The sequence below is a fragment of the Streptomyces sp. NPDC001153 genome (assembly GCF_053598315.1).
In genome coordinates this window covers 18335-43597 of sequence record NZ_JBSFJZ010000027.1, presented here as the reverse complement: position 1 = coordinate 43597, position 25263 = coordinate 18335, and the positions used below count along the sequence as shown (strand labels likewise).

Sequence of the window (25263 nt, the reverse complement as noted above, 5' to 3'; positions counted from 1 at the left end):
ACCGCCCCCCGACAGAACGTCATATTAACCGGGTGACAACCACATGCCACAGTGAGCCAGGTCACACGACCCCGACATGCACCAATTGCCCGAAATGCCAACAGCTGGTGCCAGGTAATACACAGGTCCGCGCGAATCGCCACCGAATTTATTGCTTGCCTCGGTCGAACGAGGATGCTTAACTCCCCAAGGAATATCGGCCGGGAAAACTCGTGTTGTCTGGGCGGCCCATAGTCTTAGGGGGAATCATCGACGGCGACCGCACGCCTGCAAGCACCGTCGGGCCGGTGGTCTACGCGGCACTCACCGAGGAACTCCTGCGTCTTTCCCTTCCGCGGATCCGAGAGGCTTTCGGCTCCTCGGCCGAACTCCGCCCCTGGCAGGAGGCGCCGGAGCACGGCGGGATCCTGCTGATGGCCCCGCATGAACTGCCCGCCGCGCAACGCGAGTTGATTCTGCGGTCCGCCGGGTGGTCCTGGGTCCATCTGACCTCGGCCGGCGCCGACTTCATCGACCTCGCCTCCTGGTCGGCCGACACCCTGCTCACCCGCAGCTGGCGCTGCTACGCCGCTCCGCTCACCGAGTACGCCCTGCACGCCGTGCTGACCCACGAGTGGCGGCGCGGGGCACCTTGGCAGGAGCGGGACACCCGCTCGGTACCGGCCCCGGACGCTCCTCCGGTCCCCGCCGGGGCGAGCACCGGAGGCGGGGTCGGGCTGTGGGGCGCGGAGGTCAGCGTCGCCGGGTGGGGGGCCGTGGGACAGCGCCTGGCCGCCGTCTTCGACGCCCTCGGTGCCTCCGTGACCGTGCTGCGGCGGCGGCCGGCCCCCGAGCCGGGCTCCCGTATCGCGCAGACCTCCGACCTCGGCCGGGCCCTGGACGCCGACCACCTGGTGCTGGCACTGCCGCTGACCACCGACACACGTCACCTGTTCGACCGGGCCGCGCTCGGCCGGGCCCGCCCGGGCCTGCACCTGGTCAACATCTCCCGCGCGGCCATCGTCGACCAGGACGCGCTCACCGAACTGTGTGCGGCAGGGCGGCTGTTCGCCACCCTGGACGTCACCGACCCGGAACCGCTGCCGGCCGGGCACCCACTGCGCCGGCTGCCCACCGTCCGGCTCTCGCCGCACGTGGCGTGGCGCAGCCGCGACAGCGACTGCGCCTTCGCCGACGACTTCGCCGCTGTCCGGCACGCGCTGGCCCACCCCGGCACACCTGTCCCCGGCGTCGTACCGCCGACCAGGGACACGCACGCCCGGGCCGCCGTCCTCGGCACCCTCACGGCGGACCGATCATGACAAGCTCCACACCCCCCACCACCCTCCACGGCGCCCACACGACAGGCCGATCATGACGAACTCCCACACCGGCCGCCCGACGGAAGCGGTCCCCCCGCGCCCGCTGGCGGTGATCCTGCACTCCCGACAGCCACTCACCACCGACCCGACGGCCACCTTCGACCCGGCGCACTGGGACACGGTCGTCCTCACCGACGCCGAGGCCGACGCCGTGACGCGCGAGGACGTGCCGGGCCAGGTCCCGGCCGTCCACCACGCGCCGCGCGGCGAGTGGGCCGCGGCGATCCGGTCCCTGGCCGCGGACCGGCCGGTGCAGATCGTCACCAACGACGAGTACAGCCTCATCGCCTGCGCCGAGCTGCGTGCCGAGTTCGGCCTGCCCGCCCGGCACCCGGCCCGGCCCGCGCACTACATCGACAAGGTCCTGATGAAGGAGCGCCTCGCGGCGGCCGGCGTGCGGGTGCCGCGCTTCCTGGCCCTCACCGACGGGGTACCGGACCCGGAGACCGGCACCGCGCTCGTCACCGCGCGCATCGGCCTGCCGGCTGTGGCGAAGCCCCGGCGGGAGGCCAACTCCCGTGGCGTCGGCATCCTCCACACGGAGTCGGAGTTGCGGGCCTGGTTCGCCGGGCACGCAGGCGAACCGGGATGGCAGATCGAGGAGTACCTCGACGGCACCTTCCACCACGTCAACAGTGTGGTCCGCGACGGCGTGCCCACCCCGGTTCAGACCGGCACCTATCTCGGCCCGCTGCTCGACCTGCCCTCCGGCCGCCGGCTCGGCGGCTGGACCGTCCCGCACGACAGCGAACTCGCCCTCCGCGCCCACGAGCTGAACCGCGACGTGGTCGCCGCGCTCGGCGGCGAGGGGGCGTTCGTCGTGCACACGGAGTTCGCCGTCACCCGCGACGACGAGCTCGTCGTCGTGGAGGTCGCCGGACGCGCACCCGGCGCCCTGGTCTCCGAACTGGCCCGGCTGCACGCGGGACTGAACCTGGAGGAGGTCAACCTCGCCCTGCAGGCCGGCCTTCCCGTCCCGGAGCCCCGCCCGACGGGCACGCAGGCCGCCTGGGTGTGGATCCCCGTCATGCCGGGCGAGCGGTACCGGCACACGCCCGAGACCACGAGCGAGCGGCTCGTGCACGTCCGGCAGGCCGCCCGGCAGACCCACACGGGCGCGTCGGGAGCGCTCGGTGTCTCGGTGCTGCTGTGGCACACCGACCCGGACATCCTGGCCGCCGACGTGCGGACCGCGGCCGCCGCCGCGTGGTGCGACGCCTGACCCGCGGCGCCTGGCGACGCCACTTTCCGATCACCAGCCCGGAGCTTGGAGAACGCATGGCCACAAGCACCTTACCGCCGGACGGAACCCGGACCGGCAAGTCGTACCTGGTCGGTCTGGCCGACGGCAGGCGGGTGTACCTCGCGGGCCACCCGGTCGCCGACCTGGCCCACGACCCGATGACGGAGGGCATGGCCGGTTTCCTCGCGGACCTGCTCGACGAGCACCGCCCGGACGGCGGGCTGACCGGGGCGGACGGGCGCCCCCTCGCCTACTCCCTGGCCCGCTCCGCCGAGGAGGTGCGCGAGCGGGGCCGAGCCTTCGCTCGCATCGCCCGGCTGAGCGGCGGACTGATGGGACGCAGCCCCGACTTCGTCGCCACGGTCCTCACGGCCTGGGCCGGCGCTGCGGACCACTTCGGGCCGTACGCGGAGAACGTACGGGCCTACTGGCAGCAGGCACGCGCCTCGAATCTCGTGCTGACGCACGCCATCAGCGACCCTCCCGCCGACCGCCATCTGGGCCCCGGCCCGGGGGGCGAGGTGCAGGCGCTGCGCGCGATACGCACCACCGAGGACGGAGTGGTGGTGCGCGGCGCCAAGATGCTGGCCACTCTCTCCCCCTTCGCGGACGACCTGGTGATCTACCCGTTCCGCCCGCTCGGCGAGTCCGAAGCCGACCAGGCCCTGTGCTTCGCCATCCCCGTCGCCACGCCGGGACTCACCCTGTACTCCCGGCCCTCGTACGCCTCCTCCCCGGCCGGGGACGGGCCGCTCGCGAGCCGCTTCGACGAGCTGGACGCGGTCTGCCACTTCGACGACGTGCTCGTCCCCTGGGACCGCGTCTTCGTCCACGGGGACGTGGCCGCCGCCAACAATCTGCGCCCCGGTACCGGCATGACGTCGTACGCCTGGCACCAGTCCGCGGTCCGCGCCTGGGTGAAGGCGGAAACGGTGTTCGAGCTGGCCGCCCGGTGCGCGAAGGTCAGCGGGCGCGACCGGCAGCCGGTCGTCCGGCAGCAACTGGGCGAGCTGGCAGGCATCGTCGAGACGCTGCGCGGGCTCGTCGTCTCCGCGGAGACCGGCGCCCGGCCCGACGAGTTCGGCCACCACGTCTGCGACTCCGTGCCCCTCGCGGCGTCCGGGATGCTGAACGCCCGGCTCTACCCCCGCGCGGTCGAGCTGCTCCAGGCGATCGCCAGCAGCGGGCTGGTGATGCACCCCGTCACCGCCGACGAGGACCCCGACGCGGCCAGCCACGCCTTCATGCAGACGTACTTCGCCGGATCCGGCGTCGACGGCCTGGCGCACGGCCGTCTGCTGCGAGCCGCCGCCGACCTGACCATGAACCGCTTCGGCACCCGCCAGGTGCTCTACGAACGGCTCTTCCTCGGCCCGCCCGAGGCGTTCCAGGCCAAGTTCTACGACCTGTTCACAGCCGGCCGCCCCGTCGAGAGCCCTGTTCTGGACGGCCTCGACGGATGAGTTCCGGCGCCGGGCACCCGGCGCCGTCCACGCACGCATCGACATCGATTGGATCTGCCATGCCCATTCGCGAGTCCCGCCTCGTACGTGCCCTGGAGCCGTTCCGGGGCTACGTCCTCAGCACCATGATCTTCACGCTGCAGCAGTCCGGCCTCCAGGGCGACTTCGCCGCCGGCACCACCGTCGACGCCCTGGTCGGCGCCAAGGGGCTCGACCGCGCGCGGCTGACCGCCATGGCCGACTACTGGGTCGCCGCCGGTCTGCTCGACCGCTCCGTGGACGGCGTGCTCACCCTCACCGACCTCGCCCGCGCCTACGAGGAGGCGCGCCCCTGGTACGAGATGATGGTCGGCGGCTATGGACAGACTTTCCTGGCGCTCGGCGACCACCTGGCCGAGGGCACCGGTCCGGCCCCGCGGCGAGGCGGCTACGTCGGCAGCGGCAGCTGCGGCATCAGCATGCACGACTCCATCCCGCTGCTGCGCAACCTGCTCGCCGAGGACGGGCGTACCTACCGGCGGCTGGTGGACCTCGGCTGCGGCAGCGGCGTCTACCTGACCGAACTGTGCGCCGACTACCCGGAGATGACGGCCGTCGGCATCGAGCCCGATGCCGACGGCGCCGCCGCCGCGCGGGCCTGGGTGGCCGGCCAGCCCACGGCGGACCGGGTGACGATCGAGCAGGTCGACGCGGTGCAGTGGATCGAGAACACGCAGGACAAGCCCGACCTCGCCGTCCTCGCCTTCGTGATCCACGAAGTGCTGGGGCAGGAGGGCGAGGAGGGCGTCCGCCGTATGCTCACCAAGCTCTTCACCGAGTCGCCCGACCTGACCCTGGCCATCATCGACATCGACCTGAAGTCCTCCGATCGCCAGGCGATGTCCCAGCCGCTGGCGCAGGCGTACTACAACGCCTATCTGCTGATGCACCCCTTCACCAGCCAGCGCCTGGAGACCAGGCAGTGGTGGGAGAAGCTGTTCGCCGAGTGCGGGCTGCGCGTCGACGCCTTCGACACCACCGACCCCGCCATGGACTCCACCGGGTTCTGCGTCGGCTGGCTCCTGCGGAAGGCCTCCGCGTGAGTGAGCACTACCGGCCGCGGGACAGCATGACCAAACCGCGGATCGCGTCCGGCCCGCGCACCTTCATGCGGCTGCCCTGGGTGGACGACCCACTGACCGCCGAGGGCCGGGTCGACGTGGCTGTCGTCGGCGTCCCCACCGACTCGGCGGTCTCCTATCGCTCCGGGGCCCGCTTCGGGCCCGAGGCGATCCGCGCTGCCAGCATCCTGCTGCGCGACCACAACCCGGCGACGGGCGTGGACGTCACCAGGACCCTGTCGATGGTCGACGCGGGCGACGCGCCCGTGGTCCCCGGCTACCACGAGCTGACCCTGGAACGGCTCGAGGCGTTCCTGGCACCGCTGTACGAGCGGGGCATCGTGCCGCTGCTGCTGGGCGGCGACCACAGCCTGGTGATGGCGGAGATGCGGGCCATGGCCCGCACGCTCGGGCCGGTGAGCGTGATCCACTTCGACGCGCACGGGGACGTCCTCGACGACTACTACGGCGTCAAGCACTTCCACGGCACGATGTTCCGCCGCGGTGTGGAGGAGGGCGTGGTCGACCCCCACCACAGCATCCAGGTCGGTATGCGCGGCTCCGTCCACCCCGACGACGTCGACTCGGGCAAGGCGCTCGGCTACGAGGTCATCGGGTGGGACGAGCTGGCCGTGACCTCGCCGCAGGAGTTCGGCCGCAGGGTGCGCGAGCGGGTGGGCGAGCGCCCCGTCATGGTGTCGTTCGACATCGACTTCATCGACCCGGCGTACGCACCGGGCACCGGCACCCCGGAAGTGGGCGGGCCGACCTCGTACCAGACCCTCCAGTACCTCAGGGCGCTGGGGCCGCTGAACTACCGCAGCCTGGACATCGTCGAGGTTGCGCCGCCGTACGACCACGCGGACATCACCAGCCACGCCGCGTCCGTGGTCGCGTTCGAACTGCTGGGACAGGTCGCGCTGCGCTCCAGGCACGCGCGGGCGACCGAGACGGGGGAGGAAACCTGATGACCTTCATATCCGATGTGTCCGGAGAAGCCGCGGTCGGCCATGAGTCCGGCCGGCGGAATCTGACCTCCATGGAGACCGACGCACTCGTCGGCGGGCTGAACGTGTCGGACGGGCATCCCCGGATGCCGCTGACCGAGTCGCAGCGCGCCATCGTGGACAGCCTGCCGGACCTCTTCGACGAGGCTGAGAAGCGAGTCTTCGAGGAGATCGAGGCCGAGGCGCAGCAGGCCTTTCTGCACGGCATCGGCCAGCGGCAGGCGCCCATCGGCACCGGCCGGTTGGTCAGCTGCTACTCGTCGTCCGTGGCGATGGACATCACCGCGCGCGCGCTCGCGCACCGGACGGGCACCGTCGCCCTGGTGCACCCGACCTTCGACAACATCCCGGATCTGCTCAAGGGGCGCGGCCTGACGCTGCTGCCGCTGCCCGAGGCTGAGCTGGACCGCGGGGAGCCCGACCTGCCGGACGAGGTGGGCGCGGTGTTCGTCACCACGCCGAACAATCCGACGGGGTGGGTCCTGGCCGAGGACGGACTGCGCCGGCTCGCCGCGTTCTGCGCCCGCACGAACCGGGTGCTGGCCATGGACACCTGCTTCCGCGCGCAGGACACCCGGGCGCAGTACGACACCTATGCGATCCTGCGGGACTCCGGCGCCGAGTGGGTGGTCATCGAGGACACCGGCAAGCTGTGGCCCACCCTGGAGCTGAAGGCCGGCTTCCTGGCCTGGGGCGAGAACACCGACCTGCCGCTGCTGGAGTACTTCAGCGACGTGCTGCTGTCGGTGTCGCCGCTGGTGCTGCTGATGCTCACCAAGTTCGCCCAGGACGCCGAGCGGGGCGGCTACGCGGACCTGCACGGGCTGATCGCCCGCAACCGGCGTGCGCTGACCGAGGTCCTCGACGGCGGCCCGGTGACACTCACCGACCCGGACGCCCGGATCAGTGTGGCCCGGGTGACGCTTCCCGACGACGGGCCGGACGCCGTCGCGCTCTACGAGGAGCTGGTGCAGCGCGGCACCCACATTCTGCCGTGCGGCCCCTTCCACTGGGACCGGCCGGGTGACGGCGTGCGCCAGGTCCGGCTGGCGCTGGCCCGGTCCGGTGAGGACGTGATCCGGGCCGCCCGCACCCTGGTGGACGCGGTGCGCGCGCACCTGTAGACGGCGGGCGGTCCGGAAGCCCGGCCGCCTGCCGTTCCTCCCGATCGACCCCGTGCACATCCGAGGCGGAAGACGCGATGGACCACACCCCGACCGTTCTGCGGCTGGAAACCGTGACCACTTTGGACAAGGTTGCACCCGAGGACTGGGATGTCCTCGCCGAACCCGAGGGCTTCTACATGTCCCATGGCTGGCTGCGCTCGGTGGAACGCGAGAGCGGTGCCGCGGTGACGTACCTCCTCGCGTACGCCGGCGACCGGCTGGTCGGCGGGCTGCCGCTGTACGAGGTCGAGCGGGAGCACAACAAGTTCTACGCGCTGCGGCCGCGGCTGGAGCAGATGGGCGCCGGCGGAGACTGGGGGGTCGCGGGGTCGCACCGCGGTTACAGCTGCGGGATCCCGCGGGCGGCGGAGTACGAGGACGCCGTCCTCGACCTGCTGCTCGACGCCCGCAGGGAACTCAACCCCCCGTCCCGCACGGGCTCGCTGTTCCTGTTCGCCACCAACCGCACGGCGGCGGCCCTGCACCGGCGCGGGGCCGCCGTCGACTTCGACTGCGGCGACGCCACCCTGCACACCGGGGGGCTGAGCTTCGCGGAGTACTGCGACGGCCTGGTCAGCCGCCGCCGGATCAGCCTCAAGGGCGAGTACGCCCGGTTCCTGGCGGCCGGCTACGAGCTGGGCCGACAGCGGCTGAGCGAGTGCCTGGACGAGGTCGCCCCTTTGCTGGCCAACCTCCAGGCGAAGTACGGCCACGCGACCACCGCCGAGGAGATCCACCGCGCCTTCGCCGACCAAGCCGCCTGTCTCGACGACCGGTCCGTGGTGTTCACCGCCCGCAGCGGCGGCCGGCTGGTCGGCGCCGCCGTGATGTACGAGTGGCGCGGCACGCTCTACGCCCGCGCCGTCGGCTTCGACTACGCCGCGCTGCGGGACGCCTACGAGTACTACGGGCTCTGCTACTACCTTCCTGTCGATTACCTGAGCGAGCGCGGTCTGACCGCCCTCCACCTGGGCATCGGTGCCTATGCCGCCAAGGTCAAGCGCGGTGCGCGCCTGGTTCCGCTGTGGACCGTCGCACTCGCCGACGACCCCACCGACGCCCCACGGCCCGCCCCCGTCGACCTCACGTCATGGCGCACGGACCATGGCCGCGCCGTGGACCCCGGCGACTGGCAGCACCCCTGGACCGAGCCGCTCGGCACGTCATGACGGGAGCCGTGTGAGCCGACGGTCGTGCCGGGCCCGCCGTTGTGGGCCCGCCACAACACTGCGGTCACCGGCCTGATTCCGGTGCGGTCACCCTTCCGACCAGTCCGTGAGTGCGCCCGTCCAGGGCGGCGCCGACCAGTTCGGCGACTCGGCGCCGACTGCTCGCCTCCGCCTCGGCGGACAGAAACGCCCGGTGGCTCGTGACGACCACCGACGGGTGCGCGAGGACCGGGTGCCAGCGGGGGTCCTGGTGTGGGTTCTCGGGCGAGAAGACGTCCAGGCCGGCTCCGGCGATCCAGCCTTCCCGAAGTGCCCGGTGCAGGCCTTCCGGTTCCACGAGCCGGCCCCGGGCAGCGTTGACCAAGTAGGAGCCGGGCTTCATCCGGCTCAGCGCCGCCTCATCGAGCAGCGCGTCGGTCTCCGGGGTCAGGGGGCAGTGCAAGGTCACCATGTCGGACTGCGCCAGCAGCTCCTCCAGGGTGTCGACGGAGCGTGCGCCGTAGCCCTCGGCAAGGTCGCGGCCCACGTACGGGTCGTAGACCAGGACCTGGCCGTAGAAGGCTCCCAGCCGCCGGGCGACGGCCCGGCCGATCCGGCCGAAGCCGACGATGCCGAGGGTGCGGCCGTTGGTCCGGTGGGGTATGCCACCGGCGTAGATGTCGAACTTCCCGCCGGCGAGGGTACGGTGCTGCGGCACCAGCTGCCGTTCGAGCGCAAGGGCCAGCGCGGATGTGTGGGTCGACACCTCGTCCACGCAGTAGTCGGGGACGTTGTAGGCAGGCAGTCCACGTCGCGCCAGCAGACCGGCGTTGAGGTTGTCGACGCCCACTCCCTGCCTGACCACCACACGCAGGCCCTTGCCCGCCGCGTCGAGCAGTTCCTCGGTGACCTGCGTGCGGTAGACCACGAGGACATCGATCCCGGCCGCCCGCTTCAGCATCTCAGGACTGGTGATCTGGTATTTGCCGTCTTCGTGGGGACCGAAGACCAACTCCACGTCCGGGCCGAGGACTTCTCGCTCCACAGTGGCCAGTGAGGGGTCAAGGTGTCCATCCTCGACGAGCCACGGCGGGTCGGTGTAAAGCACGCGGGGTCGGGTCACAGGGGTTCCTCCTTGGCGGCGGGAACGGTCGGTTCAGACGAGGAATCGAAGAATGTCGTTCTCGGTGAGGGCGCACGGGTTGTTCCACGCCCGCTCCGAGGTGAGTGCCGCGGTCAGTGGCTGCCTCCAGCCGTTCACCGGGAGGGCCAGCTCCCGCAGCCCGACCGGCTGCCCTGCCGCGGCCAGGAGCCGCCGCAGCAACTGCTCCAGGCTCCCGCCGGTGGCCTCTCTGGCGAGGTGCTGGACGGTTTCGACCCGCCGCCACACCCCCAAAGGGCCCTCCGGGTGCCGGCATTCGCTCTCGTCCAGCGCGGCGTGACGAGCCATCAACCAGTCCAGGTGGAGCGCGACCGCGGTGCCGTGGGCCAGACCGAGGCGCGCCGTCAGCTCGTACGACAGTGCGTGTGCCGCGGTGGTCCTGGTGACGTCGATGGCGGCACCGGCCAGCGAAGCCCCGTACGCCATGTCGGCGCGCACGCTCGGGTCCGAAAAGGATCCCGTGCCGGCGGCGCGGGCCAGCGACGGCAGCAGCCGTTCGAGGGCGGCGATGGCCACAGCCCCGGACCCCTCGTCGGCCGAGACCGACCAGTACGACTCGATGGCCTGTGCCAGAGCGTCCAGGCCACCGGCGATGAAATCCGGCTGAGGCAGCGAAGAGGTGAGCTGCGGATCGACGAGCACAAGGTCCGCTCGTGCCTGGGCGAGGTCGAGGGAGTGCTTGCGGCCCTCGACGTACACGGTGGCGAATCTGGTCATCTCGCTGCCGGAGCCGGCGGTGGTGGGCAGCAGCACGAGGGTGGCCGAACGCGGCCGGGTCACCAGTTCCGGCTGCCGGAGACACGCGAGAGGGCCGCTGGACTGCGCGCTGAGCACGGCGACCGCCTTGGCCACGTCCAGGCTGCTGCCGCCGCCGATGCCCACCACCACGTCCGGGCGGAACCGGCGGGCCAGGGCCACGCCGTCCCGGACCTGCTCGATTCGGGGGTTGGGCCGGACGCCGTCGAAGTGCTCGATCCGGTAGCGGCCCGCCCACTGTTCGACCAGCTTTCCGACCCCGGACCGCTGGTAGGACGTACGGCCGTGCACAAGCAGCACCCGTCGGCCGCCGAGCGCCTCGATCACTCCACCCAGCCGGCCGGCCGCGCCCTCTCCCAGATAGGCGGCGGCATGGCCGGGCAGAGGCCGCAGACCTGCGCACAGCGCATGCGGGATCCCGGCTCGGTCGTGGACGGCGGGCAGCGGCTCGTACATCAGTACTCTTCCCGGCCCCCGGTGAGCTCGCGGCGGAACCGGGTGGCTATGTCGGTCACGGAGAGCGCGCTGGACGCGCGCTCTCCGGCGGTGCCTCCGGCACGACCGTTCACCACCAGCAGTGCCGGACCTCTGGCTTCCAGGGCCGCGCGAACGGCACTGCGCAGCCGTCCCACCGAAGAGACCCGGCCGACGTAGAAGTAGCCCGTGGCCCGGGCCACCTCGTCGAAGCGGACCGCGGGTGAACTGGTCGGCTGACCGCCTGTCGAGTCGTAGACGCCATTGTCGAAGATGACGTGGACCAGGTTCTCGGGAGCGTGGTGGCCGACCGTGGCCAGAGTGCCCATGTGCATCAGCACGGCGCCGTCCCCGTCCAGCACCACGAACTTCTCCGTCGGTCGGCTCAGCGCGGCGCCGAGCGCGATACCGGACACGTGGCCCATCGAGCCCTGCATATAGAAGTTGCGCGCCCGATCGCCGCGGTTGTACAGGGCGCGGGAGAGATAGCCGGTGGTCGACAGCACGTACTCGCCTCGCAGTTCGGCGAGCACGGCATCCACCAGGTCGTCGCGGTCGGGTCCGATCCGGTCGCCCAGGGCATCCGCCTCGGCCGTGGGGGAGTCGTCCGTCAAGGCTCCCTTCGCGACCAGGACGAAGGCTGGGCGCCCCGATTCCAGAACCGGGCGGGTCTCCTGGAGCACGGTCTCCAGTGCAGGTCCGCCGGGCCGCAGCATCCGGTGCGGCAGCTCCAGAGAATCGAGCCACTGGGGCACGACCTTGCCCATCCAGTGGTGCTGGGGCTCCCCGGCATCCGGCACGGGCCAGCCACGCATGCTCACGAGCACCAGTACCGGAATCCGGTAGGGAAGCACCAACGAGGTGAGCGGATTGACCAGATTGCCGAAGCCCGAGTTCTGAGCGAGCACGGCGCTCGGTTCGCCCGCCAGTCGCGCCCCGGCGGCAACGGCCAGTGCGGCACCCTCGTTCGCCGCGGGGACATAGCGGATGCGAGGGTGGTCCTGAAGCAGCCTGATCGGCCCCGCGAAGTACGAACAGGGCACCCCGGAAACCAGCCGTACCCCCGCACGCTCCAGCTCCGACACGACGGCGGATGCCGACGTCATGGCGTCGTCCGGTAACCCGAGGGCATGCCCTGGAGCGCGAACACTTCGGACATGCTCGCGATGCGCTCGTCGACGGACCGGGCGGCACCGGCGGCGTTCAGCTCGCGGAGTACCTCTTGCACGCCTCGGACAGCCGCGCGCAGCCCCTGGTTGGCATAGATCACCAGGCGGAACCCGGCCTCGTACAGTTCCTGCTCGCTCACCGTTCCATAGGTGGTGGGCACCGCCACCAGCGGCACGTCCACGTCCCACCGGGCCGCGAACTCCAGCACTTCGTCGGGCCGGCGGCTCTTGCTGTGCACCAGCACGGCGTCCGCACCCGCGGCGGCGTACAGACGACCGCGGTCCAGGGCGTCCTCGATGTCGCGCCCGGCGATCAACGACTCGGTGCGGGCGATCAGTACCATGTCGCGGATACCCAGCGCCTCCCGGGCAGCCTTGATCTTCAGAGCGAAATCCTCTGCGGGAAGCAGGTCCTGTGCGACGTCCGCGAAGCTGTTGGTCTTCGGGAACAGCTTGTCCTCGATGCACATGGCGGCGATGCCGATCCGCGCGTAGCGCTGCACCGCGTACGCCACGTTCATCGGCCCGCCGAAGCCGGTGTCGCAGTCCGCGATGACCGGGATGTCGGTCACCGAGTCCATCGCGGTGGCCGCGTCCAGGTACTGGGTCATGGTGATGAGGCTGGCGTCCGGCAGGCCGTGGCTGGCGGAGATCTCGAAGCTCGAAGCCCATACGGCGTCAAAGCCGGCCTGCTGCACCAGCTTGGCGGTGAGCCCGTCATGGGCTCCGACCGCGCGAACCGGCGACGGCCCGGTCAACAAGTCGCGCAACCGACCGACCTTGGACGTCGGCAGCGCGGGTTCGCCCTTCGAAGGACGCTCCGACATGAGTTCCTCTCCTAGCTGTACCAAAGCCGGTCCTCGGCCACATACCGGTCGATGCCGCCGGCCGCCATGGTGCCCACCGCGTACCGCACCTCCGGGGTGACCGCCCCGGAGATACGAAGCAGCAGCACCCGCGGCCGGCCTCCCCGAGCCGCCGCGAAGGTGATCGGTACCTGTGGACGCACGTATGCCGAATCACCCGGTCCGAGTGTGTCCTCGAAGCGTTCACCCGCGAACTCCCACCGGAGACCGACCGGGTCGTCACCGAGCACGTACAGGTACTGGTGCTGGTAGGTGGTCAGTGGCGCCGCCTGCTCGACGTCATCGAGCAGGACATCGACCTGGAGTGCGGACGTGTGGGGGTGGAGAGGGTCGCCGGCCAATCTGGTGATCCGGTAGGCCGTCGCGCCGTCTCCGGGCCACACCCAGCTCCGCGCGTCCCGAGCATGCTGGACGGACACCCCGTCGACCGTTCCGCTTCGCGGCAGCAGCAGGTCGCGCACCGAGACCCCCAGCCCGGTTGCCAGCAGGGCCAGCTCCTTCGCGTCCGGGCTGACGGAACCGCCGGCCAGTTCCTCGGTGCGGCGCGGCGAGATGCCGGTACGGTCGGCGAGTTCGGCCACGGTGACCGCCCCCCCGTCCATGAACGATCGGATCGCCGCACCCGGAAGCCGCGCTCCTTCGGCCAGCGGGACCGCCAGGGCCTGGGTCGCGGCGTTGCCCAGGACGGCCAGTTCGCGCTGTGCGTCTCCGACCAGGGAGCCGCCGTAGGTCAGTGCGAGGATGCAGGCCGGCTCGGCAGAGGTGCGCGCCGCGAACGAGTGCGGCGCAAAGGGCAGGCCCCACACCGAGTCACCGGTCTCCATGGGAACGCAGTGCGAGACCCCGTCCCACCGGTAGTAGTAGTTGACCGGGCCGATGAAGTACGTGAACTGGTACAGCAGGTGGCCACGGTTCCACTGGACGAGAGGGTTGTCCGGCTCGTTGTCGTCCACCACCCGCAACATGCGGATCCATTCGGGACGGTAGGACGCGATGCGGGACATGGCGGTGTCCCGGTACTCGTAGTAGGGCTCGCCTGCCCGGCTGAGCACCCGGGAGCTGACCCGGGACTCCTCCTGCCGCATGATGCGCACACCGGCCGGGCTGTCGTCATGGAGGGGCAGCAGGTCTCGCTCGTTGAGCGGCCAGGTCTGGGCGGCGCGGTGCATCAACTCCCAGTCGACCGGCCGCCTCCCGTCGGCGTACTGGGCGAACGTTCCCTTCTCCAGCCCGAGTTCGCGCTCGGCGTTCTCGTCGTCACGCTTGAGATCGTTGGCGGCGGCACGCAGCAGCGCACCGGCCCGCCGCGCGAAACCTTCCTCTGGTCGCACGCGGTGCCCCCTGTCCCTCTTCGGTCGGTCGAATAGCGCCCCGGATGCCGTCCGAAAGGAGGGTCGCGCACCCGGCCCCCTGCCGGCTGCCAAGGGCAATTGGCGGGCAGCATGAAGCGACTTCATGTATCCGTTCGTCGCCACACGCGAGGAATTGACCGATCACGTGAGCTAAAGCAATACAAGGGCCGTCAAATGAACACACATACAGGCCCGGCAAGAATGGGCAACCCCACTTGCCACCTCAATGTTTGCTCACCAGCCAGTCATGCCCACATGGCCCTCTGACGCAACATCACTTCAATATGTGATCACGCCCGTGCGTAATCTGTCAAGATCGACAATCGCGCCCGCGAGCGACGGGCCGCCTGTCCGGCGGTCTCACCGGAGGACGAAACCACCAATCACCGCAATGGGGATCTTCCGTCGGCTTCCTGGGAATTCGGCTTCGGTTTCCCCGTTCTGTCAGTCGCGGCCGAGGAGCCCGGCCTCCTCGAAGGCATTCCGGGTGCCCGGGTCGTCGAGAGCCCCCACCTCGGCGAAATAGCGGACGAGTGGACGAGAAGCCTCGGACACGTCGCGCACGACCCGCTCCTCCGGCCAGGACTCCTCAACGACCTGTTCGACGCTTCGCTCCGGCAGTCCCAGCATCCGCAGGTCCTCGATCGCCCGAGCGTAGTCGGGGGCGAGGAACGCGTAGATCGCCGCCGGAACATGCGGCCCCACGGCTCTGCGTTCCTTCGGCGTCAGAGCGGCCCACAGATGACGGAGCACGGCACGGAAGTAGACGTGGTGGCGTCCCTCGTCCTCGGCATGGTCCCGCACGTGGTCCCGGAGCGACCTAGGCAGTCGCTCGTCCCGGGGAATCTCCGAAAGGATCCCGGATATCAGGGTCTCGCTCACGATCGCGAAGACGATCGCCTCCACCCCTCTGATCTCGTGGGGAAGCCGGTCACGGATGACGTCCAGCCGTTCCGTGAACGCGGGAGGGCTGCTGTCCGGCCTGCCGACGGGCACTGCGGACGCCCGCTGCACCTGGTGCGCGAAATCGTAGGAGGCCTGCGCGTGCCACGCCTCATCCGTGACGATCTTGAAGGCGTCCGCCCGCATGCCCTCCGGCAGATGCAAGCCCGACCTCCCCCTGCTGATCGCGGTAACGACCGGTATGACCGCGAGCGATTCGAGCTCGGTGGTGAAGTCCAGGTAGTCGTGGAGCCGGCGCAGCAGCAACCACTCCACCTGCTCCGCCCCGCGGCGCGTGACCACCGGATGCGTGGCGACGGGGTGGAGTTCGGGAGGGAAGTAGAGAGATCCCGAGGCCGTGAACGACCGTTGGGTCCGGGTACGAACGCCGGCGAGGCGGTCCCAGCGGCCGAAGCTACTGGTGTAGGCGCCGACGCCCGCTCGCCCCGCTGCCCGCGCCGCGACGAGCGGTTCGGTCGCTCTTTCCCGGTACATCACTCGGCCCACACCAGAAACCCGAGGTCCAGCAGGTTGCACAGGTCGGCGTGCGCTTCCTCCTGCCCTTCGGTGCCCACAGGGGCCAGGACGTCGGCCAGCGGGCTCTTGCCGTCGACTGCCTGCAGTACCGCCAGTGTCGGCGTGCCTGCCTGCAGTACGAACTCGATCTCTCCGTCCTTGACCAGGTACCAGTCCGACCCGGCCGGATCGGTGAGCAGGAGCACGCTCTCCGCGAATGCGGGCACGGCCGCGCCGTTCAACTCACGCGTACGGAAGTCGGCTACGGCCTCGGACGGTGCACTACAATCACCGGCGATCTCCCGAAGAACCGGGCCGGCCGAGGTGTCCTCGAGACGCGGCGTGTTCGAGGCCAGCTCCGCGAGCAGACCCATGTTCAGGACACGCAGCAGCATCTCCACGGACGAGGCTTCGGTCCTTCCCTCGCCGATCCCGGCAAGGTGACCCCGCACGCGCTCGGCGTCGATGAAGTCCGCCGCTCCGGGGGCGGCGAGGGCCCGCTCGACGAGGGCGTGCGAATCCGCGCGCATGAGACGTACCAGCATGCGGTACGAGTGGTGCGTTCCGGAGCCGTAGAAGAAGGGGCCCTTGGGCCGTTCGGCGATCCGCTCGGGCAGGTGGGACCTGACCGCCTCACGAAGTATCCGCTTGTTCCACAGGAGTTCAGGGCGCAGCCGGTCCGGTATCCGCGCACACAGGTCGACCAGGCGGTGGTCCAGGAACGGCACACGTGCCTCGATACCGCTGCCGGCCGCTGTGCGGTCCTCGTGCCAGACGTTGTACTGCTGAACCTGCAGGTACTCGGACTTGAGATAGGCGCGGTAGACGCTGTCGCTGGCGGATTCCGGGCCACCGAGGGCCTTCTCGGAGATGAAGGACGGCTCCTCCGCCCACCAGTGCCTCAGAACCGGACGCCGCCCGATCCGGGTGTTGCGGTCGATGAGGGCGAGAATCTCCATGAAGGACGGCCAGTCCTCCGCGCCCAGCTCCCGCGCGTAGCCTCCGTTGAACTCGTCGCTGGCCGCGCCGAGAAGCATGCCCCGCAGGCCGGGGCGGGCCTGACGTGCGAATCGGTGGAGTTCGTGCTTGTAGTACACCTCGGGACCGCACATCGGAGTCTCGGTGAGCCACAAAAGCCGGAGCCACTCCTCCGGGGTGGGCACGTGGTCCGGTGGGAAGACGACCTGGTGGTTGGGTACGCCCAGCTCCCGCGCGATCCAAGCGGCGTTTTCGGCGTCGCCGTTGTCGAAAGTGCCGCCGGTGAGCGCTGTGAACGTATGCATGCCACCGCGCTTGTCGCCGGCCAGTGCGAGGACGGCGGACGAGTCGACGCCACCCGAGAGGAACAGTCCCAGCTCGGTATCGGCCGTGACGCAGTCCCGGACGGAGTCCTCCAGGAGTTCGGCGTACCGCCGGATGAGGTCCTGGGCGTCCGCGGACTCGTCGGCCTCGCCGGGCAGCTGCCAGTACCGGTGTTCCGTGGTACCGCCGTTGTGGAGGTCGACGCGCAGAATCGTGGCCGCCGGGACCAGTTCGACTCCCTCGAACCACGTGGTCACCGGTGCGTCGTTGAAGCTGCTCGCGGCGGCCAGCAGGGGGCTGGCAAGGGCCCGCTCCCAGTCGAAGCGTCGAGGTGTGGAACGATCGGCGAAGAGACCCTTGATTTCCGAAGAGAGCACGATGCGCTCGTCGTTGCGGTGGTAGTAGAGGGGTTTGATGCCGAAGCGGTCCCGGGCGAGTACGAGCTTGTTGTCGACTCGATCCCACAGGATGAGGGCGAACATGCCTCGGACATCACGCAGGAACTCAAGCCCGTACTGGCGGTAGAGGTAGAGCAGGACCTCGCAGTCCGATCCGGTACGGAGCCGCACGTCGCCGGGCAGCGAGGTAGCGAGCTCCCGATGGTTGTAGATCTCGCCGTTGGCGACGAGCACCAGCGAGCCGTCATCGCTGACCAGTGGTTGACTACCGTCCTCCGGGTTGACAAGCGACAACCTGGTGAAAGCCAGTCCCACCCCACCATCGCGGAGAACGTCCCGCTCGTCCGGTCCTCGATGGTCAAGGATGTCGGCCAGGTGGTCGAGGACGGCGTCCGCTTCAACGCCGAGCGTACGGTTGTCCAGACGAGCAATTCCCGCTATTCCACACATCTCTTATTCCTCAGCCACCGCCGTGTGCCGCGTAAGAGCCGGGCGAAGGTGAGGGCTTCGACCGGCGAAGCCCTCACCGGCTCTTCTTACTTCAGACAACCTTCTTCAAACAGGCGGCCTGGGTAACGGTCTTCGCCGTCGGCTTGCTGTATTTCTGCATTCTGACCCACCTCCATCGAGTAACTCGGCGTGTTCACCGGAGAATCAGCGGGAAGCGATGGCCTTCATCAGGCCGCTCCCGTCCGGCTGGCGCTCACATTAGCCGAGTGGAGCTGAGGGACCTACAGATTCGGTTTCTGCCGAACGCACAGGATCAGAGCCCGTGGGACAGCCGACCGAGCTGAGACGATGATCTATGATCACCGGGCTCCCAGATCTGGGGCCGGCAACGGAAATCGAGGGGTGCTCAGGTGAACGAAATCGACTCTGCCCATTGGCTGCGGACCCTCCAAGAGCGACAGCTGATTCCCCCGGACTGCCTCGCGGTCGCTCTCGTCGGCTCTGTGGCGCACGGCTGGCACAACGACCAGAGTGACTTCGACTTCTACGTCGTCACGTCGGAAGAGCCGGACTCCGTCGGTCGGTCGGGCATCACGATGCCGCTCAATCCACCTCGTGTGCGCACCGAGATGTTCTACGTGGGGGACCGGCGCTGGGAGCTGACGTACTGGCTCGACAGCCACTACGACCAGATGCTCGCCAAGGTCTCGCGGGACGAGTACAACCGGGATGTCGCGCCGGCCCGGGTGCTGGCCCCTCGGGAGGAGCTGGCCCTGGGCCGCCTGGACGGCTGTGTGGTCCTCCACGGCGCGCAGTGGTTCGAGGCCCGGCGCAGGCAACTGGCCGAGTCGGCCTTCCGCTCGTTCATGGTCGCCCGCTCACTCGGTGCCTCCGACGACTGTGTCGAGGACGCACTCGGACAGATGAAGTCGGGCAACCTGGAGAGCGCCACGCTCTCCGCACGCGCCGCCCTGGGATTCAGCGTCGACGCACTCCTCGAAGGACACGGGCAGTTCGGCAGTCAGGCGCCGAAGTGGCGGCCCCAGCGGTTCAGGGCCGTCCGTCCGTCCGCCCTCTCCTTCGAGGACTACTGGGCTCTGGAGACCATGCGGGACTACGACCCCGAGGACCCACGCCCCTGGATCAACAAGGTATTGACGATATGTCAGGACATCGCAATGCGCGTGGAGGTCTCGTGAGCGCCTTGCCGTCGCCCGGCCCCTTTGATGTGCCCCGAAGGACCCTCGGCATCCGGATACGCCGGGTCGCGGACGGCTTACTGCTCGGATTCCGGGACCAGGCACTTCTGCTGTCCGGCCCTGCGGAGTTGATCTACCGTCTGGCCGACGGGTCTCGGACGGTCACGGCCGTCGCCGAGGCGGTCGCCACGGAGTACGGCATCGATCAGGCGGGGGCGCTCGTTGATGTCGTCGAGTTCCTCGCGGACCAGGACGACAACGGGATCTTCACATGGTGACGCACACCACTGTCCTCCTCGTGTCGTCATGATTCGCCTGGACCTCGACGACGAGAGCCTGCGCTCGATCAGGCTGGCACTCAGCCCGCTGTGGGAGACGCTCGGCAGTCTGGCGCTCCTCGCGCGATATCGGGGGGCCGTTCCATCGCCGTACGCGGGCTGGGTACGGCAAGCCCGGCGCTCGGTACCCCCGAAGCTGATGGATACGGTCGTGCATCTGGTCCACCGGCAGGAGACGCCGTTCCTCCGCCACGCTCACGCATATGTTCCCGACCCCTCACGAGCCTCGCTGCAGGACGAACTCGACTTCCTGCGGCAGCAGAGCGACGACGGGGAGGACGAGCGTGCGGCCACTCTGATCGAGAGTTACTGGAACCGGGCGATAAGCCCCTACTGGGCGTCCATACGCGCCTCTTTGGAGGAGGAGGTCCTCTTCCGGGGACGGACACTGGCCGTCAACGGACCGGAGGCGATGCTGGCGGAACTGGAGGGTCGTGTGCTGTGGCAGCAGCCCCGGCTGACCGCCCCCTACCACCTTGACCTCACCCGTACCGTCCACCGGTCCAGGCTGGTGTTCGTCCCCAGTATGTTTTCCGCCGTGACGCGCATCTTCACTTCGAACGAGCACGTCACAGCCATGTCCTATCAGGCCAGGGCGACCGGGTTTCTCCACACCGTCGAGAACGAGAAACCCGCCGAGCCGGGCACCGACCGCCTGGCCCTGCTGATCGGCGGCGGTCGCGCGAAGGTCATCAGGGCCCTTCAGGTTCCGAAAACCACCACCGTGGTCGCCCAGTCCCTCGGCCTTGCGAAGAGCACGGTCTCCCAGCACCTGGCGGTGCTGACGGAGGCGGGCGTGGTGTGGCGGCAACGCCTCGGCGGTCAGGTCTTCTACCAGCTCGACCGCAGTGGCTTCGCCCTGCTGGAACAGCTGGGCGACTGACCGGCGGCCCCGGGCCGGCGCTCTGGGGCCGCCGCCCGTCCGAGCGGATCCGGCACGGGGCCGTTCACTCCTGCAGAGCCCGGCCCATCCGTCTCAGGACCGTGGCCGTCATGCTCCGGCGAGCCACCGTGGTGGCGCTGCCGATGTGCGGAGTGAGCACCGTCCGCGGACTACGACGCAGTTCGGCCGGGACGAACGGCTCGTCCTCGAAGACGTCGAGCGCGGCCCCGCCGAGATGGCCGGCCTCCAGCAGTTCGATGAGCGCCGCCTGATCCACCACCCGGCCACGCGAGGTGTTCACCACCACCGCCCCGGGTGGCATTTCCACGAGCATCGACTTGTCGATCATCCGCTCGGTCCGGGACGTGAGCGGCACATGGATGGTCAGGAAGTCGCTCACCCGCATCAGGTCGACCAGTTCCCGATGAGGTATCACGCCGGGTGGAAGCGCGCCGGGACGGTGCAGGAGGCCGTGCACCTCCATGCCGAAGGCCTGTGCCCGTGCGGCCACCTCCGCACCGATGGCGCCCAGCCCCAGCACACCGAGCCGCCGGCCGTGGAGCTGCGTACCGAGGAAGGCGTCGGCTTCCCAGCGCCAGTCCGCGCCGGATCTGACGAACCGGTCCGCCTCGACGATCCGGCGGGCGCAGGACAGCAGGGCGCCGAGCGTGTACTCCGCGACAGCCGGTGCGAGGGCACCCGCCGCGGTGACGACCCGTACCCCGGCGCGCCGGCACGCCTCCACCGCGATGTGGTCCACTCCTGTGGAGTAGGTACCCACCACACGCAGGTCCGGGCCCGCCGCCCGGAGCAGGGCCTCGTCGACCGGCTCGTTGGCGGTCACCAGCAACGCGGTGCTGCCGGCCGCAGCCCGCAAGAGGCTGTCGCGGTCCCCGCCGGGCCACAGGGCCAGGGTCAGACCCGCGGGCGGGACGGCCGGGAGCCCGGGGAGATCGGCGGTGATCAGCAGACGGTGCTCAACCGCGGTCATCGGGCTTCCTCCGCATCCCGTAGCGGTGGCGGCACAGCGTCGTCGGGAACTGCCGGCCTCCGTCGAGATTGACCCACTGCCGCAGCAGCAGCCGCTTTCGGCCACTGGCGGCGGCGTCGCTGAACGACCGGCGTGCGTGGACCACGACGTTGTTGTTGACCAGTTGGAGATCGCCGGCGCGCAGCGCGTACTCGGTGGCGGCCCCGGGCCTCGCCGCGAGCGCTTCGAACAGGTCGAGGGCGTGGCGCTCCAGGTCGCTCACGGGGACGGACGTCTTGGTCCAGGCCGAGTCGACGTAGTCCCGCAGGAAGTACCGGCAGGTCAGCTGCCCGTGGTAGTAGCCGAAGACGGCATTGCGGTAGGCCGGGGGTTCCTCTTCGTCGCGGTTCTCGTAGACGAACCCGTTGTAGTAGAGGCCCAGCAGGTGCGGTGCCCGCCGCAGTAGTTCGTTGTAGATCGTCATGGCGCTGGCGATCAGAGAGGTGCCGCCGTTCTCCGCGGGCCGTACGCAGAGCAGAAGGGCGAGGTCGCCGTCGTCCGAGTGGAACCGCAGTGCGGCGGTGGTCTGGTGACCTCGCACGTCGCTGTTGGCCAGGCCACCGTTGCCGTAATCGCGGACGTCGGCTATGAACTCGCCTCGGGTGTTCTGCGACACGGCGGTTCCCATCACGGCGCCGAGAGCGCGGTAGAGGCTGCGGATCTCGTCCGGCGAGAGTTCGTCCACCGGCAGTCCGCGGATCACCGCCGTACCGATGTGGGTCTCGGTACGGTGGGCCGCCGCGTGCGCCAGCCCGGACAGCTCGGGCATGGTCTCGTGCGCCAGGGAGCGCCAGTGGGCGCGTTCCGCCTCGCGTGGGAGTGGTGCCGCGCGCAGTGCCCTTCCGAAAACGGCTATCTCGTCAAGGTGCGACGGCGTGAGCTCGTGCACCACTCCTTCGGGGACCGGCAGATCCGCGGCCGTCCATACCGTGTGGTCGGTGACCGGCTCGGCAAGGATCGACTGCGGCATGTCAGGCAGTGCCATGGTGCTCCACTTTCTTGAAGATGACGAGCGCGGTACCGTCCGCGGCCTCGATGAGGTCCTCGCAGTCCAGACCTCCCAAGTCGGCCACTGTCCGCAGCAGTTCGTCCTTGCTGAACCGGGCTTCGCGCCCTCTGCCGCGGATGTGGTCGCGCATCACCTGGCCGGAGATCCCTCCCCAGGTGGGAAGGGGGATGTCCCGGTCGGGCAGCGCCGCATAATCGACCTCGCCCACCTCGGGCCGCCAGAACAGTTCCTGCTCGGCAGGGGAGAGGGCGTCGTGGATCTGCAGGTCCCGCTCGTACCAGCCGAACCGGACGGTGAGGGCGAGCGTCCCGCCCGAAGCCACCAGATCGCGCAAGCCGCGCAGACCACCGGGCAGGTCGGCTGCGCTGAATCGGTTCACGAGGCGATCGCCGAGGGCGAGTGCGTACCTGCCTCGCAGATGCTCGGGTATCGGGCGGGTGACGTCGACGAGGTACCGCCGGTCCTCGGCCAGCCCGAGCCACTCGCCCGCTTCCCGCAGGATGCCGGGGGCGAAGTCGAGGACATGGAGATCCGAGCCGGCCTCCTGGGCCGCCTTGGAGAGCGAGACGGTGCTGGCGCCGACCACGGCGGTCCGGGCGCCGGCGCGCAGCAACCGCCTGAACACCGGCCCGTGTTCGGGTGCGGGTCCGCCGTAGTATCCCGAGTTCCAGTAGCTGCCGCGGACGAGATCCCAGGCCTGGGCCTTGGTCGGGACTTCCATCAGGCCTTCTCCTCCAGGGTGGCCGTAATGGCCTTGTGCAGCCTCGAGACGATCTCGCTGACCTCGCTCACACTGGTGATCAGCGGGGGGCAGAGGGCCAACACGTCCCCCAGATCCCGGACGATCAGGCCGAATTCGCGGGCCCGGGCCGCGACCCTCCGGCCGATGCGGCGCTCCGGGTCGAAGGGGCGCCGGGCGGCTCCGTCCGCCATCAGCTCCACCGCGGCGAGACCGCCGACGCACCGCACTTCCCCGACAACGGGCAGGTCCAGCAGACTCTCCAGCGACGCGCGCAGCGACGCCTCCAGCTCGGCCACGCGGTGCTGGGTGCCGCGCTCATGGAAGGCACGCAGATTGGCGCGGGCGACGGCCGCGGCGACCGGGTGACCGCCGTAGGTCGAGCCGTGTCCGAGGACGCCGTACTTCTCGGCGGCAGCGGCGACGGAGTCGGTGAGGTCCGCACCGAGAAGGACCGCACCGAGGGGGGCGTATCCCGCGGTGATGCCCTTGGCCACGGTCACCGCTGCGGGTCGGAGGCCGAAGCGCTGGTAGCCGAAAAGGTGGCCGAGCCGGCCGAACCCACAGACGACTTCGTCGGACACCAGGGGAATCCCGAGGTCGTCCAGCAGCCGGGCCATCGCGGGCCAGTATCCGTCGGGGGGTACCAGTACGCCGCCTGCTGCCATGACCGGTTCGGCGACCATGGCGGCCACGTTCTCCGGGCCCGCCGCCACGATACGCCTGCGTGTGGTCCGGAGGATCCGGTCGATGTACTCGTCCTCCGTCTCGCCGTCGAGGTGATCGCGGTAGAAGTGCACCCGGGGCACCCGGACGGTGAAGGGGAGCGGCAGATCGAATCCGGCGTGCTGGTTCGTGATGCCGGCCAGTGAGGCGGCGCCGAGGGTGGTGCCGTGGAAGCCGGAGTCCCTGGTGACGACCAGCTTCCTGGACGGAGTTCCGTTCGCGTTGCTCGCCAGCCAGAGGAACTTGAGCACGGACTCGACCGCCTCGGATCCCGAGGCGGCGAAGTACACGGAGGTGAAATGCCCTCCGGAAGCGGCGAGTAACTCATGGGCGAGAGACTCCGACTCGGCGCTGCTTCGCCCCAAGGCGCAGGCGAACGCCGGGAGTCGCGTGTAGGCCGAAGTGGCGGCCTCGATCAGCTCCGCATCGGAGAAGCCGAGGTTGGCGTGCCACAGGCCGGACAGTGCGTCGATGTACTCCTTCCCGCCGGTGTCTCGTATCCGAATGCCGTCGCCCTCGGCGATGACCAGCGGTGACTCCCGCCGGTACACGCGGTGATCGGTGAAGGAGTAGACGAGCGGTGCGGTCGCCAGGTCAGCCATGGTTCGCCTCGGTCACACGGATGTTGTCGAGCAGCCGGACGCCGTCGAGCCGCGCGGCGGCGAACAGCCGCACCGCGACCGGGCCGTCCAGTGTCGGCACCTCGGTCAGCGACTCCTCTTCGCAGGCCACCAGGTATTCGACGGCGAAGCCCAGGGAGGTGAGCTCCTCCCGGGCGGCTGCCAGCACCGCCGGCAACGGTTCGCCGGACAGAGTCCTGATCCGCGCGTCCTTGAGGACCCTTTGAAGGTTGGGGCTCACCACCCGTGCCTCGGGGCTGAGGTTCTTGTTGCGGGACGACATCGCGAGGCCGTCTTCCTCGCGCTTGGTGGCGCCCCGGACCACGGTCACCGGCAGACGCATGTCGCGGACCAGCGTCTCGATGATGCGCAGCTGCTGGAAGTCCTTCTCCCCCCAGTACGTGCGGTCGGGCCGTACGAGGTGCAGGAAGAGCAGGCTCTCGGTGACCATGCCGTCGAAGTGGCCCTCGCGGGACCGGCCGCACAACTGGCGGCTCAGCCGGGGTACCGAGACGTGCGTTCCGAAGTCTTGAAGCACGCGTTCGCGGCCGGGGAAGATCTCCGTCCAGCTCGGCAGGAACGTGACGTCGGTGTCCCGGGCTCTGAGGAGACTCAGGTCGCGCTCCACGGGCCTGGGGTAGGACTCGAAGTCCTCCTCGAGGCCGAACTGGAGCGGGTTGACGAAGATACTGCAGATGACCAGATCGCACTCCTCGCGGGCGAGGTCGACCAGGCTCAGGTGTCCTTCGTGCAGGGCTCCCATGGTCGGTACGTAGCCGATGACGGCGCCCGCCCGGCGTCCGGCCTCCCACTCGGCGGCCAGTTCCCGGGCTGTGGTGACCAC

At 69.8% G+C, this 25263-nt stretch carries 22 protein-coding genes; 10 read left to right on the top strand and 12 right to left on the bottom strand.

Going from position 1 to position 25263, the window contains the following annotated elements; all coding sequences use genetic code 11:
* The first annotated feature begins 287 nt into the window (after positions 1 to 287).
* From ACWDEN_RS28295 to ACWDEN_RS28265, 7 genes are all read left to right on the top strand, one after another.
* Entirely contained in the window at positions 288 to 1301 is a 1014-nt protein-coding gene (locus ACWDEN_RS28295) for an NAD(P)-dependent oxidoreductase (RefSeq protein WP_351602120.1), read from the top strand.
* Positions 1302 to 1353: 52 nt separating this feature from the next.
* Positions 1354 to 2583 (top strand): ATP-grasp domain-containing protein, encoded by a 1230-nt coding sequence (locus ACWDEN_RS28290; RefSeq protein ID WP_351602117.1) that lies wholly within the window; start codon positions 1354 to 1356, stop codon positions 2581 to 2583.
* A 56-nt stretch (positions 2584 to 2639) separates the two neighbouring features.
* Positions 2640 to 4067, top strand: a complete 1428-nt coding sequence (locus ACWDEN_RS28285; protein ID WP_450860520.1) for a 4-hydroxyphenylacetate 3-hydroxylase N-terminal domain-containing protein — start codon at positions 2640 to 2642, stop codon at positions 4065 to 4067.
* A 59-nt stretch (positions 4068 to 4126) separates the two neighbouring features.
* Positions 4127 to 5149 carry a methyltransferase domain-containing protein gene (locus tag ACWDEN_RS28280; protein WP_450860518.1) on the top strand — a complete coding sequence of 341 codons (1023 nt, stop codon included), beginning with the start codon at positions 4127 to 4129 and terminating at the stop codon, positions 5147 to 5149.
* Positions 5146 to 6135: an agmatinase gene (gene speB / locus ACWDEN_RS28275; RefSeq protein ID WP_351602108.1), complete on the top strand. Its 990-nt coding sequence runs from the start codon at positions 5146 to 5148 to the stop codon at positions 6133 to 6135. The genes ACWDEN_RS28280 and speB overlap by 4 nt, the downstream gene beginning before the upstream one ends.
* Complete coding sequence (locus ACWDEN_RS28270) at positions 6135 to 7298, top strand: aminotransferase class I/II-fold pyridoxal phosphate-dependent enzyme (RefSeq protein ID WP_351602105.1); 1164 nt, start codon at positions 6135 to 6137, stop codon at positions 7296 to 7298. The genes speB and ACWDEN_RS28270 overlap by 1 nt, the downstream gene beginning before the upstream one ends.
* A gap of 77 nt (positions 7299 to 7375) precedes the next feature.
* Positions 7376 to 8509, top strand: coding sequence for a GNAT family N-acetyltransferase (locus ACWDEN_RS28265; protein ID WP_450860515.1), 1134 nt, complete (start codon positions 7376 to 7378; stop codon positions 8507 to 8509).
* 64 nt (positions 8510 to 8573) lie between these two features.
* On the opposite strand, the gene ACWDEN_RS28260 is transcribed toward ACWDEN_RS28265, so the two are convergent.
* The 7 genes from ACWDEN_RS28260 to asnB all read right to left on the bottom strand — a co-directional run bounded on the left by ACWDEN_RS28260 (position 8574) and on the right by asnB (position 17875).
* Positions 8574 to 9611: a C-terminal binding protein gene (locus ACWDEN_RS28260; protein ID WP_351602099.1), complete on the bottom strand. Its 1038-nt coding sequence runs from the start codon at positions 9609 to 9611 to the stop codon at positions 8574 to 8576.
* Positions 9612 to 9644: 33 nt separating this feature from the next.
* Complete coding sequence (locus ACWDEN_RS28255) at positions 9645 to 10862, bottom strand: phosphonoacetaldehyde reductase (protein WP_450860513.1); 1218 nt, start codon at positions 10860 to 10862, stop codon at positions 9645 to 9647.
* Positions 10862 to 11986, bottom strand: coding sequence for a phosphonopyruvate decarboxylase (gene aepY / locus ACWDEN_RS28250; RefSeq protein WP_450860512.1), 1125 nt, complete (start codon positions 11984 to 11986; stop codon positions 10862 to 10864). Before aepY ends, ACWDEN_RS28255 begins: the two co-directional genes overlap by 1 nt.
* Positions 11983 to 12876 (bottom strand): isocitrate lyase/phosphoenolpyruvate mutase family protein, encoded by an 894-nt coding sequence (locus ACWDEN_RS28245; RefSeq protein ID WP_351602090.1) that lies wholly within the window; start codon positions 12874 to 12876, stop codon positions 11983 to 11985. Before ACWDEN_RS28245 ends, aepY begins: the two co-directional genes overlap by 4 nt.
* 11 nt (positions 12877 to 12887) lie before the next feature.
* Positions 12888 to 14246, bottom strand: coding sequence for a hypothetical protein (locus ACWDEN_RS28240; RefSeq protein ID WP_450860510.1), 1359 nt, complete (start codon positions 14244 to 14246; stop codon positions 12888 to 12890).
* Positions 14247 to 14711: 465 nt separating this feature from the next.
* The gene (locus ACWDEN_RS28235; protein ID WP_450860508.1) at positions 14712 to 15704 is read right to left on the bottom strand and encodes a diiron oxygenase; all 993 of its coding nucleotides are present in this window, start codon (positions 15702 to 15704) and stop codon (positions 14712 to 14714) included.
* Positions 15704 to 17875: an asparagine synthase (glutamine-hydrolyzing) gene (asnB, locus tag ACWDEN_RS28230; RefSeq protein WP_450860506.1), complete on the bottom strand. Its 2172-nt coding sequence runs from the start codon at positions 17873 to 17875 to the stop codon at positions 15704 to 15706. Before asnB ends, ACWDEN_RS28235 begins: the two co-directional genes overlap by 1 nt.
* A 410-nt stretch (positions 17876 to 18285) precedes the next feature.
* Here asnB and ACWDEN_RS28225 point away from each other — a divergent pair, with 410 nt between their 5' ends.
* Genes ACWDEN_RS28225 through ACWDEN_RS28215 form a run of 3 tightly spaced genes read left to right on the top strand, consistent with a single transcriptional unit; the run spans position 18286 to position 20295 of the window.
* Positions 18286 to 19074, top strand: a complete 789-nt coding sequence (locus ACWDEN_RS28225) for a hypothetical protein (RefSeq protein ID WP_351602078.1) — start codon at positions 18286 to 18288, stop codon at positions 19072 to 19074.
* Positions 19071 to 19352, top strand: coding sequence for a PqqD family protein (locus ACWDEN_RS28220; protein ID WP_450860504.1), 282 nt, complete (start codon positions 19071 to 19073; stop codon positions 19350 to 19352). Before ACWDEN_RS28225 ends, ACWDEN_RS28220 begins: the two co-directional genes overlap by 4 nt.
* A 28-nt stretch (positions 19353 to 19380) precedes the next feature.
* Positions 19381 to 20295, top strand: coding sequence for an ArsR/SmtB family transcription factor (locus ACWDEN_RS28215; protein ID WP_351602072.1), 915 nt, complete (start codon positions 19381 to 19383; stop codon positions 20293 to 20295).
* 64 nt (positions 20296 to 20359) lie between these two features.
* Here the strand turns inward: ACWDEN_RS28215 and ACWDEN_RS28210 are convergent, their stop codons facing one another.
* The 5 genes from ACWDEN_RS28210 to panC are packed head-to-tail and all read right to left on the bottom strand — an operon-like array spanning position 20360 to position 25263.
* Positions 20360 to 21286, bottom strand: a complete 927-nt coding sequence (locus tag ACWDEN_RS28210; RefSeq protein WP_450860502.1) for a 2-hydroxyacid dehydrogenase — start codon at positions 21284 to 21286, stop codon at positions 20360 to 20362.
* The gene (locus tag ACWDEN_RS28205; protein ID WP_450860500.1) at positions 21273 to 22310 is read right to left on the bottom strand and encodes a TauD/TfdA family dioxygenase; all 1038 of its coding nucleotides are present in this window, start codon (positions 22308 to 22310) and stop codon (positions 21273 to 21275) included. The genes ACWDEN_RS28210 and ACWDEN_RS28205 overlap by 14 nt, the downstream gene beginning before the upstream one ends.
* Complete coding sequence (locus ACWDEN_RS28200; RefSeq protein ID WP_351602063.1) at positions 22297 to 23055, bottom strand: hypothetical protein; 759 nt, start codon at positions 23053 to 23055, stop codon at positions 22297 to 22299. The genes ACWDEN_RS28205 and ACWDEN_RS28200 overlap by 14 nt, the downstream gene beginning before the upstream one ends.
* The gene (locus tag ACWDEN_RS28195) at positions 23055 to 24401 is read right to left on the bottom strand and encodes an aminotransferase family protein (RefSeq protein WP_450860498.1); all 1347 of its coding nucleotides are present in this window, start codon (positions 24399 to 24401) and stop codon (positions 23055 to 23057) included. Before ACWDEN_RS28195 ends, ACWDEN_RS28200 begins: the two co-directional genes overlap by 1 nt.
* Positions 24394 to 25263, bottom strand: a complete 870-nt coding sequence (gene panC / locus ACWDEN_RS28190) for a pantoate--beta-alanine ligase (RefSeq protein ID WP_450860496.1) — start codon at positions 25261 to 25263, stop codon at positions 24394 to 24396. Before panC ends, ACWDEN_RS28195 begins: the two co-directional genes overlap by 8 nt.